Origin of the sequence: Streptomyces sp. Qhu_M48 (assembly GCF_051305195.1) — a bacterium.
Classification (GTDB): Bacteria; Actinomycetota; Actinomycetes; order Streptomycetales; family Streptomycetaceae; genus Streptomyces.
Genome location: NZ_CP195432.1, coordinates 3,174,528 through 3,188,397, shown reverse-complemented (window position 1 = coordinate 3,188,397; position 13,870 = coordinate 3,174,528). Strand labels below are relative to the sequence as shown.

The window sequence follows — 13,870 nt, the reverse complement described above, 5'->3', positions numbered from 1 at the left end:
GGAGCCGGCCGCCGGGCTCAGGCCACCGCGGCGGGCCTCGGAGGCGTACGGTCGCGGCGGCGCGTCCCGTACAGCGTGAAGGCCGTGTTCACCAGGGCCACGTGACTGAGGGCCTGGGGCATGTTCCCGAGTTGACGGCCGGCCACCGGGTCCCACTCCTCGGCGAGGAGTCCGACGTCGTTGCGGACGGCGAGGACCCGCTCGAAGACGGCCCTGGCCTCGTCGCGGCGGCCGGTCAGGGCGAGCGCGTCGGCGTACCAGAACGTGCAGGCGAGGAAGGTCCCCTCGGTGCCGCCGAGGTCGTCGAGTCCGTGGGTGCCGCCGTCCCGGACGTCGCCGTAGCGGCGCAGGAAGCCGTGGTCGTCGAGCCGGGCCATCGCCCGCACGGTGCCGAGCACCCGGGGATCGTGGGCGGGCAGGAATCCGAGCCGGGGGATCAGCAGGGCGGTCGCGTCGACCTCGTGGCCGCCGTAGTACTGGGTGAACGAACGCTGTTCCTCGCTCCACCCCTGGGCGCAGACCTCCGCGCGCATCTCGCGGCGCAGGGCCTGCCAGCGGCGGAGGGAGCCGCGGAGGCCGGCGACCCGGGCCAGGCGGACCGCCCGGTCGGCGGCGACCCAGGCCATGACCTTGGAGTGGACGAAGTGGCGGCGCGGGCCCCGGACCTCCCAGATGCCCTCGTCCGGTTCCCGCCAGCGTTGGCCGAGGTACTCCAGGAGCGAGGCGACCAGGGCCCAGGCCGTGGCGTCGAGGGCGACCCCGGCCCGGACGGCCGAGTAGACGGTGCTGAGCACCTCGCCGTAGATGTCGAGCTGGAACTGGCCGACGGCCGCGTTGCCGAATCTGACGGGGCGTGAGTTCTCGTAGCCGGGCAGCCAGTCGGCGTACCGCTCGGGGAGGCGCCGCTGCCCCTCGACCCCGTACAGCGGCTGGAGGTCGGCGGGGTCGCCCGCGACGGCGCGGACCAGCCAGTCGTTCCAGGCGAGCGCCTCCCGGCGGTAGCCGCCGCGGAGCAGGCAGGAGAGGGTGAAGGTGGAGTCGCGCAGCCAGCAGAAGCGGTAGTCCCAGTTGCGCTCCCCGCCGATGGACTCGGGGAGCGAGGTCGTCGCCGCGGCGACGACTCCGCCGGTGGGGGCGTAGGTGAGGGCCTTGAGGGTGAGCAGGGAGCGGATCACGGCCTCGCGCGCGGGTCCCTCGTACCGGAGCGAGGCGGACCAGTCGTTCCAGAAGGCGAGGGTACGGGTGAGGGCGGCTTCGATCCCGGCGGGCGAGGCGGTGGGAGGCGCGGGGTTGTGCGAGGGGCGCCAGCCGAGGACGAACGCGACCCGCCGTCCCGCCGTGACGGTGAAGTCGACGGTGGTGCGGTCCGGGGTGACGACGGGTTCGACGCCGGGCCCGCAGGAGAGGTAGGCGGCGTCGGGTCCGGCGACCCAGGCGACGGTGCGGCGGTCGATCGAGCGGGTCCAGGGCACGATGCTGCCGTGGTGGAAGCGGACCCTCAACTCGCCCCGGACGTCGACCCGTCCGGCGATCCCCTCGACCACGCGGACGATGCGAGGGGCGTCCTCGCTCGGCGAGCGCGGGGGCATGAAGTCGGTGACCCTCACGGTGCCGCCGAGGGAGTCCCAGACGGTGTCGAGGACGAGCGTGTCGCCCCGGTAACTCCGGCGCGCGCAACGGACTCCTCCCACGGGTGCCAGGAGCCAGCGGCCGTGGCCCGGATCGCCGAGGAGAGCCGCGAGGCAGGCGGGCGAGTCGAAGCGCGGCGCGCACCACCAGTCGACGGACCCGTCGGTCCCCACGAGCGCGGCTGTCTCCAGGTCACCGACGAGGGCGTAGTCTTCAATTCGCCCTGCCATGACCGGATTGTATGCCTTACGGCATTCCCTTGCCGAATCGGCTGTCGTTTCGGCGGGGCCCGATCGAAATCCCGTCAGGAATTCACCCGTCACCGCTCGGCCACGCGCAGGTGATCGATCGGCGGCTCGTTCCGTGATCGACCGGCGCTTCGTTTCGCGGGTTGCCGCATACCCTTCCCCTTTTCTTGACGGGATCTCCGCCACGCAGGATCGTGGAGAACGCGGGTCATTCTGGAGAACGCGGGTCCGCCGCGCGGAAGGCCGTACGGATGAGCAGTGACGCACACCCCCTGCGCCGGTCGACCGACCACGCGCCCGGTCCCGGCACGCGGACGGTGAGTCTCGTCCTGACGGTCCGCCCCGACGGCGGCGACCCCGGACCCGCGCTCGACCCGCTCCTCGACCAAGTGCCGTCGAGCGTGCGGGAGGTGGTCCTGACCGGCGGGCCGGCCGGAGACCGGCGGGCACGCTCGGGGCTCACCGTCCGCGGGCTCGGCCCGTGGGACGCCTCCCGGGGTGACATCCCGCACGCGGGTCTGCGCGCCGCGACCGGCGATCTGATCGTGCTGATGAACGCCGACGGCACCATGTCGCCGCACGAGATCCCGCATTACCTGCACTATCTGGAGAGCGGTTACGACTTCGTCAAGGGCTCGCGTTTCATCGCGGGCGGTGATTTCGCCGACTATCCGCTTTCGCGGCGGCTCGGGCACCGCGCCCTGCTGCGGGTCGCGCGACAGCTCTACGGCCAGCACCTGACCGACCTCTGGTACGGGTTCTGCGCGTTCCGCCGTTCCTTCGTGGACCTTCTCGACCTGCGCGAGGACGGCGTCGAACTCGGGGCCGAGCTCGTCACGCACGCGCTGCACTACGGGCTGCGCGTCGCCGAGGTGCCGAGTCTCGAACTGCCCCGGCGTCACGACCCGTCGCATCCCCGCACGGTCCGTGACGGAGTCCGCATCCTCGGCACCCTGCTCGACGAGCGGCCCCACAACGCCCTGTCCCGGCTCGCACACCGCCCGCTCCCCCGGCGCGACGCCCGCACCCCCTCCGCTTGACGCCATACCCACAAGGGTGATAGCGCTGGAATAAGCATCATTTCAGGACAAAGTAGACCCTGAGCGCACATCCTCGGCAGGGTCGGTTGCCGGAAGAGGCTCATCGTGACCTCCACCCCTCACAACCGAACGCCGGAGGCATCCGTGGCGCATCCTCTGCGCCGGGTGACCGACTGGCCCCTCGCCGACGCCCGGCGCCGTTCACCCCACCGCCCGGCCGCCCACCCGGCCCGCCGGACGTCCGACCGGATCACGGCCGCCGTCGCCCCGTCCCGGAGCCGGTCGAGCAGGCCGCACGGCGGCGCGCGCCGGCGGCGCGGCCGGGCCGGCCGCACACGCGCCACCCGCCGCAGCCGCGGCTCCGGCGGCCCAGCGGGTCCGGCCGGATCCTCCGAACCGGCCGGTCCCGAACGACCGGTGCGGGGGATCCGGTCCCGCTGTGACCGCGCGGCCCGGCCGGTCCCCACCCCCGCACCGATCCCCCACGCGCCCGCGCGCCCCGCGCCCCGCGCCTTCCCCCGAGGAGGCGAGGCGTGATGACCGCCGCACGCGCGCACGCACCGCTCCCCCGCCGGCTCGTCCGACCGCCGGTGGAACTGGAACTGCTCATCCCGGCCTTCAACGAGCGGCGCCGGCTGCCGTCGACGGTGGCCGCCACGGTCGACTACCTGGCCGGACGGCCCTGGTCCTCGGCGGTCGTCGTGGTCGACAACAACAGCGCCGACGGCACCCTCGACGTCCTGGAGCGCTTCGCCGACTCCCCGGTCCCGGTCCACGCCATCGGCTGCAGCGACCAGGGCAAGGGCGCGGCGGTCCGGCGCGGCATCGAGACCTCCTCGGCCCGCTTCATCGGCTTCGCGGACGCCGACAACGCCACGCCCGTCGAGACCCTGGACCGGGTGATGGTGCTGCTCCGGGCCGGGCACGGCGCCGTCATCGCCTCGCGTCACGCACCCGGCGCACACCTGGACGTGGAGCAGTCGGCGCTGCGGCGCGGCGGCGGTCTGCTCTTCCGGACACTGGCGCACCTGTCGCTGCCCGGAGTCGCGGACACCCAGTGCGGGTTCAAGTTCTTCTCCGGTCCGCTCGCCCAGACGATCGTGCGTGACTGTCACATCGACGGCTTCGCCTTCGACGTCGAACTGCTGGCCCGTGTGGTGCGGGCCGGGCGGGACGTCGTGGAGGTGCCGGTGGTCTGGCACGACGTTCCCGGTTCGACCTTCTCGGCACGGCGCGACGGACTGCGCTCGATGGCCGACCTCCTGCGCATCTCCCTGGCCCGGTGATCTCCGTGACCGCTCTCGACCGGCTCGCCCGTACCGACCTCGCCTTCCTCAACTGGCGCGACCCGACCCACCCCGACGCGGGCGGAGCGGAGGCGTACTGCTGGGAGATCGCGCGGCGGTTCGTCGCGGCCGGAGCCCATGTCACCCTCGTCTCGTCGCGGTACCCCGGCTCGCGTGCCCGGGAGTACCGCGACGGGATCCGGATCGTGCGCGCCGGCGGCACCTTCGGCGTGTACGCGGCCGCCGCGGCGCACCTGCTGCGCCACCGTCACGGGTACGACGCCGTCGTCGACTTCCAGAACGGGATCCCGTTCTTCTCGCCGCTCTTCACGCCCCGGTGGACCGCGGACATCTGCGTGATCCACCACGTCCACCAGCGCCAGTTCGACACCCGGTTCCGGTGGCCGATGAACGCCGTGGGGCGGGTCCTGGAGAAGCAGGCCAGCCGGCGCGTCTACCGGGGGCGGCCGGTGGTGGTCGTGTCGCCGTCCACCCGTGAGGGCACCCGCCGCGAACTCGGCTTCGGCAACCCGATCCACATCGTGCCGAACGGGCGCCCGAGCTCCGCGCCGGCCGCCCCCGCCGGGCGGCGTTCCGCCGTCCCGGCGCTCACCGTGGTCAGCCGGCTGGTGCCGCAGAAGCGGGTCGACCTGATCCTGCGGGCCGTTCCCGCGCTGCTGCGGCGCCTGCCGGAGCTGCGGGTGGACCTCTGCGGGGACGGGCCGGAGGCCGACGCGCTGCGGAAGCTCGCCGCCACGCTGGGCATCGGGTCCGCCGTCGCGTTCCACGGGTACGTCACCGAGGAGCGCCGCCAGGAGCTGTTCCACCGGGCGTGGCTGACGGTCGTGCCGTCCGTCGCCGAGGGCTGGGGGCTCGCGGTCATCGAGGCGAACGCCGTGGGCACCCCCGCCCTCGCCTTCGACGTGCCCGGGCTGCGGGACGCGATCCGGCCGGGCGTCAACGGGTGGCTCCTCGACCCGGACGCGGATCTGGCGACCGGCATCGCCTCGGCCCTCGACGCGCTGTCCACGCCGGCGGCGCGGGCGCTCGCCGCGGACCGCTGCCGCACCTGGGCCGCGGCCTTCTCCTGGGACGCCAGCGCCGAACGGCTCGCCCGGGTCGTCGTCGAGGACCTCCAGCGCATCCACCGGCACCGCCGCTCCCGCCGCTCGGCGTCCGACCTGTCCGTCGTCACCCGCTTCACCTCCCCCGACCCGGACACCACCGAGCGCGCGGTGCGGACCTCGCTGCGGCAGACCGACATCTGGCACCGCAGCGGCGACGCGTTCCGGCTGCTGCTCCACGGCTGCGACGAGGTGCGGGCGCTCAGCGCGCTGCGCCGACTGGACGTCGCCGAGGCCGACATCGTCCTGGCGCGCGCCCACGACGTCCTGCTGGGTACGGCGGAGCCGGGCGACGGCTCCGCCCCCGGGGGGCGGCCGTGACCTCCGCCGAGCAGGCCGTGGAGCGGCCGCCCGTCCTCCAGGACGAGGTCACGGCCGTGCACGGCGCGCGCTGGATCGGGACCGCCGTGGTGGTGGTCGGCGCCCTGAACTACGCGTACACGCTGATCCTCACGCGTCTCCTCGACGTCTCCGAGTACGCCACGTTCGCCGCCGGGCAGGGGCTCATCGTGTGCACCGCGGCCGTGGCCGTGGTCACCGTGCCCTGGATGCTCGCGCAGGCCCTGGCCCGGGCCGGTTCGGACACCGAGCGCGCCGAGGCGGTTCGCTTCGCCGTCGTCACGGCGATCGCGGGCGGTACCGTCGCGGCCGTCGCCGTGGGCTGTGTGGCCATGGAGTTCGCGGGCGCGGTGACGACGTTCGTGATCGCCGGCGGCACCCTGGCCATCTACGTCACCCGGGTCTCCCCCGGGTGGCTCCAGGGCAGCGAGCGGCTGCGGACCCTGGCGGTCCTCACCGCCGTGGAGGCCGCCCTCAAGTTCGGTGTGGGCCTGTTCCTCGTCCGGGAGCTCGGACTCGGCGCGACGGGCGCCCTGGCGGCCTTCGCGATCGCCGTCCTGCCGTACTTCCTCTTCCTGCCGCGCCGGTACCGCGGCGGTACGCGCCGCCCGTGGCGGTCGGTCGGCGCCGACCGGGAGCTGTGGCGGCGCGCGGTCGGCGTCGCCTCGCTCCAGGGCATCGTGGCGCTGCTCGCCGCGACGGACATCGTCCTCGTCGCCATGCTCCCCACCGACCGTGCGGCGGCTGCCAGTTACCAGGCCGCGGTGATGCTCGGCCGGGTCCCGCTCTTCCTCGCCGGGGCCGTCTCGATCGCCTTCCTGCCCGCGCTGTCGCGGCGGCGGGCGGGTGATCCGCTGACGGCGAGCGCGCTGCGGATGTACCTCACCGTGGCGCTGCCCCTGACGGTGGTGGTGGCGACGACGCCCGGCGCGCTGCTCGCCGTGGTCTTCCCGCCGGGGTACACCATGGTCGCCACGCTCCTGGCCTGTACGGCGGCGGCGGGCCTGGCGCTCGGCGCCCTCGCCCTCCTCGTGACCTTCGCGCAGGCGGTGGACGACTACGGATGCCGGCGGACGCTCCTCGCCGGGCTCGCCCTGTACGCGACCGGGCTGGCGACCGGCTGGGCCGTCGGCAGCGTGCTCGGCATGGCGATCGGCGGGCTGTGCGGGACGGTCACCGCGCTGGCCCTGCTGTCCGTCCGGCACGCCCGTCGGCACGGATTCGGGGTCGCGGAGCGGCCGTTCGGCCGCGTGGTGCTGCCGCTGCTCGCGCTGGCCGCGGGCCTCGCGCTGCTCCGGCCCTACACCTACGTCTGGTTCGCCGCCGCGCTGACCGTGACGGTCGTCGCGCTGGGGCGGTTCTTCGGCCGGCACGGCTCCCCCGTCCCCGAGCCCCGGGAGGACACCGACGAGTCGCCCCCGGACGCGGGCTCCGGCCCGCCCGTCCGGGGTCCCGCTCCCGCTCGGCCGGAACCGGCCGGGGGCGCACCGGCCAGGAGACCGCGGAGGCGGACGCCATGACGACTCCACGAGGCCCGCTCCTGGTCGCCGTGTCCGGACCCGAGGGCGCCGTCACCTCCTCGCTGGCCGGCCGGCTCACGACGCTGCTCCGCGCGCGCGGGCACACGGTCGTCCCGGTCCACGGCGGCGGCTGCTTCCTGTGCCGCCGGTTCCCCGTTCCATCGGCGGCGGGGGAAGCGGCCGGAGACGTGGGGGCGCGGCGCGCGACGGATCGCGGGCGGCGGGGCGCGTGGCCGCGCCGGGCCCACGCGTTCCTCGACGCGGGCGAGCTCGCGGCCCGCGTGGCGGCGGCCGGGCTGCTGGCGCGGGCGCGGGGCGGGGAGGCGGTGGTCCTGACGGACCGGGGGCCGCTGGACGGCCTGGTGACGTTCGACCCGCCGGCCGGTTCGGCCGCGGCGTCGGTCTTCCGCCGGATCGCCGACCGCTACGGCTCGACCCTGCTCGTGGAGAGCGGGCCCGGCGCCCGTCGGGGCCGGGCGGACGCGGCGGGTCCGCGGGCCGTCTCGGCGACCCGCTACCGGAGCTGGTCGCGGCGGCTGCCTCGGATCACCCGGCTCGACGGAGCGCGGCCGCCGTCGCTGGTCGCGGCGGATGCCCTGGAACGGATCCACGACACGGTGCGGGAGCGGGAACGGTCCCGCGCGGTACGCGAGGAGCCCGGGGGCACGGGGCGGCGGCGGCACGTGGTGGTCTCCATCTACGACGACGCGGAGAACCCCGCCTACCGGGGCGGCGGCGCCGTGGTCATCGGCAAGGTGGCCCGCCGGCTCGCCGAGGACTTCCGGGTGACCGTCGTGACGGCGGGCCGGAGCGGCGGAAGCGAGGTCCGCGACGGCATCCGGTACGTCCGGCTGCCGGTCTGCCGGGCCGGACCGCGCGCCGGGCAGCTGCTGTTCCTGACGCTGCTGCCGTTCGTGGCCGGCCGGATCCGGCACGACCTGTGGCTGGAGAGCTTCACTCCCCCGTTCTCGACGAGCTTCCTGCCCCTGACGACCGGCGCCCCCGTCGTCGGCATCGACCAGGGGCGCGGCGCCGAGGCCCTGTGGCGGCGCTACCACATCCCCTTCTTCCTGGTGGAGCGGCTCGGGCTGCGCTGCTACCGGCACCTCGTGGTGATGAACGCCGCCGACGGCGCGGCGGTCGGGCGGCTCAGCCCCCGCGCCGAGGTGCAGGTGATCTCCAACGGGGTCGAGCAGCGCCTCCTCGACGAGACCACGCTCGGGGCCGGGCGGTTCATCCTGTTCCTGGGGCGGATCGACACCTGGGTCAAGGGCCTGGACCTGCTGCTCGACGCGTACGAGCGGGCCGCGCCGCCGATGGATCTGGTGCTGGCGGGCTCCGGCACCCCCGCCGAGGAACGCCGGCTCGCCGCGCTCGTCGCCTCCCGCGCCCCGGGGCCGCGGCCGCGGATCCACTGGGTGGGGTACGCCGGGGAGGAGCGCAAGCGGCAGCTCCTGCGCGACAGCGCGTTCCTGGTGATGCCGTCCCGCCACGAGACCTTCGGTCTGGTGGCCCTGGAAGGGATGACGTACGGCAAGCCCGTCCTCCACTTCGACCTGCCCGCCCTGCGGTGGATGCGCGACGGCGGGGACGTGGCCGTGCCGCCCTTCGACACGGTGGCGTTCGGGGAGCGGATGACCGCGCTCGCCACCGACCCGGCGCTCCGCCGCCGCCTGGGGCGGCGGGCCGGGCACGCCGCCCGGCACTACACGTGGGACGAGATGACGGGCCGCTATCTGCGCCTGGCCCACCGCATCCTGGACACGCCCGCCTCCGCACGGCGGCCGAGGAGGAAGAGGGGTGCGTCATGGCTGACGACCCGCTGACCGACTTCGTCCGGACCCTCGTCGGCTCCGGCGTCCCGATCCTCGTGCTCTCGCCGCACCTGGACGACGCCGTCCTGTCCTGCGGCGGGCTGCTCGGCTGGGCGGGGCGGCGGGCCCCGGTGACGGTCGCCACGCTGTTCACGGAGGCCGCGCCGCCGCCGTACACCCTCTCCGCCCGGCAGTACCTGAAGCAGACCCACGCCGGCGACGCCGAGGAGCTGTTCGCCGAACGACGGGCCGAGGACCGTCGGGTCCTGGAGCTGCTGGAGGTCGGCTCACGCCATGTCGGCCTGGTCGACGGACTGTTCCGGCGGCTGCCGCGGGCCGGCCCGGGTACGGAGCGGCTCGCCCGGCTGCTGCCCGAAGTCGCCCATGTGTATCCGACGTACCGGCTCCACCTGTCCCGGGGACGGGTGTCCGCGCACGACGCCGACACCCTGCGCGCGGTCGGGGAGACCCTGGACGCGCTGCTGCCCGCCCGCTCCGGCGGGGTGCTGCTCGCGCCCCTGGGCGTGGGCGGGCACGCCGACCACGTCCTGGTCCGCACCGCCGCCGAACTGAGCGGGCGCCGGATCGTGTACTACAGCGACTTCCCGTACAACCAGCGTGCCGCCGCCGACGCGGGGTTCACCCGTCGGCACCGGCTGGTGGCCCGCGCCTGGGAGCGCGGCCTCGACCGGAAGGCCGAGCTGGTCCGGGAGTACCGGACGCAGGCCGACGCCCTGTTCCCCGGGGGCCACGTCCCGCGCGCCCCCGAGGTGTACCTGCTGCCGGAGACCGGGGCCGTACCCCGGGTGCGGGAGCGTCCGCGCGGCGCCGGGGTCCGGACCCGCGGGGGTACGCCGTGACCCTCCCCCGCACTCTCGACGCGCCGCACGCCCCCGAGCCTGAGGCGCCTCCGCCGCGCCCGCGCCGGAGGTACCGCCCCGCGCCCCTCGTGGTCTGCGCGGCGCTGGCCGCGCTCCTCACGGTGACGCTGCGCCTGGTGCGGATCGACCGGGCCGGCGACCTGTTCATCGACGAGCCGATCTACTGGAAGCTCGGGGTCAGCGCCGCCGCGGGCGGCTTCCCCCGCACCGACGAGGGGCTGTTCTTCCTCCACCCGCCCGGCCTGTTCTACCTGGAGGCCGGCTGGGCGAAGCTGGTCGGGGAGCACGCGGACGTCATCGCGGGCGTCCACTCGGCGCGGGTGCTCAACGTGCTCCTGGCCGGTGTGACCGCGGCCCTCGTCGTCGTCCTCGTCGCCCGGGTGCGCTCGGTCGGCGCGGGCGCGGTCGCCGGGGTGCTGTTCGCCCTGGACCAGTACTGCATCCGGCAGAACGACCGCGTGCTCCTGGAGACCGCGACGATGATGTGGGTGCTCGCCGGCTACCTGGTCCTGGTGGGGCTCGCCCGGTCCGATCCGCCCGCGCGGCCGCGGTCCCGGGCGGTGCTCGCCGGCCTCTTCCTGGGTCTGGCGATCCTGACCAAGGACCACGCCGTCCTGATCACCGTGGTGCCACTCCTGGCCGCCCTGCTCCTGGGCTGGGGACCGCCCCGGCGGCTGCTGGCCCTGACGACCGCGGTGACGGTCCTCTCGTACGCCGTGTACGTGGCCCTGGTGGCCGTCCTCGGGCACTTCGAGGCCTTCTGGGAGGCGAAGACACAGGGGGTGCGGCGGCTCCTCGGACTCGTACAGGAGACCGGCTTCAACGCCGAGGGCACGCCCTCGCTCTGGGGCCGGATCCTGGCGGAGCTCTCGGGCTACGCGGGCACCTACCTGCTCCTCGCCCTGACCCCGGTGGCGCTGTGGCTGCTGCTGCGCCGCGGGGAGCCGGTGTACCGGCTGCTGACGCTCTTCCACGCCTCCGCGATCCTCACGCTGCTGTACGCGCTGAGCCTGGGAACCCTGGAGGAGCAGGCCCTTTACCTGCTGTTCGTGCCGAACCTGGTGGCGCTGGCCGTCACCTTCCCGATGCCGTCCCGGCACCGGCGCGGCAGGCGCCTGATGGCGGTCGGCGTCCTCGTGGCGGTCCTCGCCGCGCCCGCCGCGGTGTACGCCCGGGACCGGTGGACGCCCGACGACGGCTTCGAGCGGCTGCGGGCGTATCTGCTCACGCACGTGCCGGCGGGGAGCGGGATCGTCACGGTCGACGGGCAGCAGACCCGGGGGGTCAGCGAGTGGACGCTCGACGACTCCTACCGGATGGGGCCGTGGGTGACGCCCGCGGAGTGGCCGGAGCGGAACGCGACCTACCTGATCGTGCCCTGGCGGGTGATCGAGCAGGGGTACGGGCGCTTCCCGCTCGCCGAGGTGGAGCGGCTGACCGACGGTATGCGGCCGGTGTTCACCTTCCACGGGCCCATGTACGGCACGCTGGCCCTCTACCGGCTGCCGTCGCCCTCCGGCCCCGCCCCGGCCCCGGTCCTGGTACCCGGCTCCGGTGTGATCGGGCCGCTCGCTCCCGCGCCGGGACCGCCGGCCGCGGAGGTCCGCGATGCCCCGCGCTGAGCGTCCCCGCGTCCTGGTCCTGACCGGCGGTCCGCTGGACGGGGCGGACGGCTGTGACGTGCGGCTCGCCGCCGACGTCCTCGCCGTCCTGCCCGGCGCGGACTTCGTCTGGTTCACCCCGCGGTACGGGGCGCGGCAGCGCACGGGCGGGCGCGGGCGTCCCGTCCGCGTCCTCTCCGGCACCGGGACGCCCCACGTCACGGGGAGGGTGCAGGCCGCCCTCGCCGGGGCCGTGTTCGCCCGCCGGGTCGATCTCGTCCACGCCATCCTGACCGTGGGCCGGGGTTTCCCGGCCTACTCGTGGCTCCGCCCGCTGCTGCTCGGGGGCCACCCGGTCCTCCACACGGTGGCCGGGGTGAGGGACGGCCGGGACCTGGCGCGCGCCCGTCCGCTGGGGACGACGGTCGCCCTGTCCGAGTCGATGGCGCGGCGGCTGCGGGCCGCGGGCTTCGGGGACGTACGGGTCGTCCCGCCCATGATCGCCCTCGACGAGTGGCCGTACCTGCCGCGCCCCGAGGGGTTCCCGGTGGTCCTCTTCGCGGGGCACCACCATCCGGACGGCGGGGCGGAGACGGCGATCGACGCGGCGGCGGAGGCCCTGCGGGAAGGGGCCAGGTTCCGGCTGGTGCTCGCGATGCGCGGCCGCCCGGGACAGGACAGGGCCACGCTCGACGAGGCGCTCCGGGAGCGGGCCGGTGCGGCGGGTCTCACCGACGTCGAGGTGCGGGGGTACGTGGAGGACATGCGTGCCCTGCTCGCCTCGGCCCATGTGCTGCTGTTCGCACCGGCCGTCCTCGGCGCCAAGGCGTCCGTCCCGTTCACCGTGCTCCAGTCGCTGGCCTCGGGGCGGCCCGCGATCCTCAGCGACCTCCCCCAGTTCGCCGACTTCGGTCACGCGGTGCTCCGGGCCCCGGCGGGCGACGCGCGCCGCACCGGGCAGCAGCTGGCGTGGCTGCTGGACCGGCCGCGGTCCTGGGACGTGCTCGCCGAGCGGGGGCGGGCGCTGGTCGAGGACCACTACGGTCCGGAGCGGTTCGCGGCCCGTTACTCGGCGCTCTACCGGGAGTTGCTGTCATGACGGCGCGGGGGTGGCGTGGACGCCGGGGCGGGCCGGCCGTGCCGGCGGTGCTCGCGGTGCTCCTGCTGCTCGTGGGGGCGTTCGCGGCGCCGGGGCAGGAGGAGCCGGGCCCGGAGCCGTACTGGTACGGCACGCTCCAGACCGATCCGGACCGGGCGGCGACGGAGTACGAGCACGGCGTCCGGGTGGCCCACATGGAGCTCGACTGGGGCCGGTTCGAGCCGGAACGGGGCCGGTACGACGAGGAGTACGCGGGCGAGGTACGGGACCGGATCGGCGTCTTCCGTGACGCGGGGCTGCGGGTCGAGGCGGGGATCGGTCTCAACGACCCGCCTCCCTGGCTCGCCGAGACCTATCCGGACTCGGTCTTCGTGAACCAGTTCGACGAGGAGTCCACGGCCGCGCCGAACCTGGTGTTCAGCGAGCCCGTCCGCGAGCGGGTCGCCGACTACGTGGCGGCCGTGGACCGGCTGGTGGGGCTGGAGAACTTCTGGGCGATCCGGGTCGGGGTCAGCGAGAGCGGCGAGTTCACGTACCCGGCGCCCGTGTCGGAGGAGGGCGGGCCGGGCGAGTTCTGGGCGTACGACCGGCACGCCCAGGCGAGCAGCCCCTACCCGGGCTGGCGGCCCGGTGAGAGCACCTACCACGGGAGGCCGTTCACCCGGGAGCAGGTCGCCGACTGGTACGACTGGTACGTCGGGGAGCTGGCCGGGGCGGTGAACTGGCAGCTCGGCCTCTACACCTCGCTCGGGTACGAGGGCGCGCTCAAGGTCCTGGTGCCGGGGGCCGGTTTCTACCCCTCGGACCTGCGGGCGGCCCTCGGCAGCGGTCTGGTCGGGGGGCCGTCGGTCCGGCTCGTCGGGCGCGGCGCGGGCTTCTTCCTGACGCTCGGTCTGGTCGAGCACCGGGACACCGTCCGGATCGTCACCACGGCCCTGGTGGACGGGACGGGCCGGCCCCGTGACAACGGCTGCGCGTCCGGGGACGCGGCGGTGGACGTCACGGCCCCGGTCGACGCGGTGGTGCGCGCGTGGTCCTCGCCGCGGTGGGTGGCGGCGGTGGCCCGGAGCGAGGGCTTCACCGTGCTCACCGGGGAGAGCGCGGGACCGCAGGTCCACCCGTACGGCCCGGGGGTGACGGAGCGGGCGTTCCGTCAGATGGCGTCCTGCGGTCTGGAGGGCATGCTGTGGGCCTTCGACCGGAACCTGTACGACGGGACGCCAGGTTCCTCGCTCGCGGAGTACGCGGAGACGATCCGCCGTCACCCCTGATCCGCCGTCGGGCCTGAT

10 protein-coding genes are annotated in these 13,870 nt (G+C 75.0%); 9 read left to right on the top strand and 1 reads right to left on the bottom strand.

Annotation, left to right across the window (positions count from 1 at the left end):
- Positions 1–17: 17 nt before the first annotated feature.
- Complete coding sequence (locus ACRRSS_RS14590) at positions 18–1,859, bottom strand: glycoside hydrolase family 15 protein (RefSeq protein ID WP_435971638.1); 1,842 nt, start codon at positions 1,857–1,859, stop codon at positions 18–20.
- A gap of 269 nt (positions 1,860–2,128) precedes the next feature.
- Here ACRRSS_RS14590 and ACRRSS_RS14585 point away from each other — a divergent pair, with 269 nt between their 5' ends.
- The 9 genes from ACRRSS_RS14585 to ACRRSS_RS14545 all read left to right on the top strand — a co-directional run bounded on the left by ACRRSS_RS14585 (position 2,129) and on the right by ACRRSS_RS14545 (position 13,852).
- Positions 2,129–2,917, top strand: coding sequence for a glycosyltransferase family 2 protein (locus ACRRSS_RS14585; protein WP_435971637.1), 789 nt, complete (start codon positions 2,129–2,131; stop codon positions 2,915–2,917).
- Positions 2,918–3,453: 536 nt separating this feature from the next.
- Positions 3,454–4,203, top strand: coding sequence for a glycosyltransferase (locus ACRRSS_RS14580; protein ID WP_435971636.1), 750 nt, complete (start codon positions 3,454–3,456; stop codon positions 4,201–4,203).
- Positions 4,200–5,648 carry a glycosyltransferase family 4 protein gene (locus tag ACRRSS_RS14575; protein ID WP_435971635.1) on the top strand — a complete coding sequence of 483 codons (1,449 nt, stop codon included), beginning with the start codon at positions 4,200–4,202 and terminating at the stop codon, positions 5,646–5,648. The genes ACRRSS_RS14580 and ACRRSS_RS14575 overlap by 4 nt, the downstream gene beginning before the upstream one ends.
- The gene (locus ACRRSS_RS14570; RefSeq protein WP_435971634.1) at positions 5,645–7,186 is read left to right on the top strand and encodes a lipopolysaccharide biosynthesis protein; all 1,542 of its coding nucleotides are present in this window, start codon (positions 5,645–5,647) and stop codon (positions 7,184–7,186) included. Before ACRRSS_RS14575 ends, ACRRSS_RS14570 begins: the two co-directional genes overlap by 4 nt.
- Positions 7,183–9,012: a glycosyltransferase family 4 protein gene (locus ACRRSS_RS14565; RefSeq protein ID WP_435971633.1), complete on the top strand. Its 1,830-nt coding sequence runs from the start codon at positions 7,183–7,185 to the stop codon at positions 9,010–9,012. Before ACRRSS_RS14570 ends, ACRRSS_RS14565 begins: the two co-directional genes overlap by 4 nt.
- Positions 8,994–9,860 (top strand): PIG-L deacetylase family protein, encoded by an 867-nt coding sequence (locus ACRRSS_RS14560; RefSeq protein ID WP_435971632.1) that lies wholly within the window; start codon positions 8,994–8,996, stop codon positions 9,858–9,860. The genes ACRRSS_RS14565 and ACRRSS_RS14560 overlap by 19 nt, the downstream gene beginning before the upstream one ends.
- Positions 9,857–11,503, top strand: coding sequence for an ArnT family glycosyltransferase (locus tag ACRRSS_RS14555; RefSeq protein WP_435971631.1), 1,647 nt, complete (start codon positions 9,857–9,859; stop codon positions 11,501–11,503). Before ACRRSS_RS14560 ends, ACRRSS_RS14555 begins: the two co-directional genes overlap by 4 nt.
- On the top strand, positions 11,490–12,581 hold the full coding sequence (locus tag ACRRSS_RS14550; protein ID WP_435971630.1) for a glycosyltransferase family 4 protein: 1,092 nt from the start codon (positions 11,490–11,492) through the stop codon (positions 12,579–12,581). The genes ACRRSS_RS14555 and ACRRSS_RS14550 overlap by 14 nt, the downstream gene beginning before the upstream one ends.
- Entirely contained in the window at positions 12,578–13,852 is a 1,275-nt protein-coding gene (locus ACRRSS_RS14545; protein ID WP_435971629.1) for a beta-galactosidase, read from the top strand. Before ACRRSS_RS14550 ends, ACRRSS_RS14545 begins: the two co-directional genes overlap by 4 nt.
- The last annotated feature ends 18 nt before the right edge of the window (positions 13,853–13,870 follow it).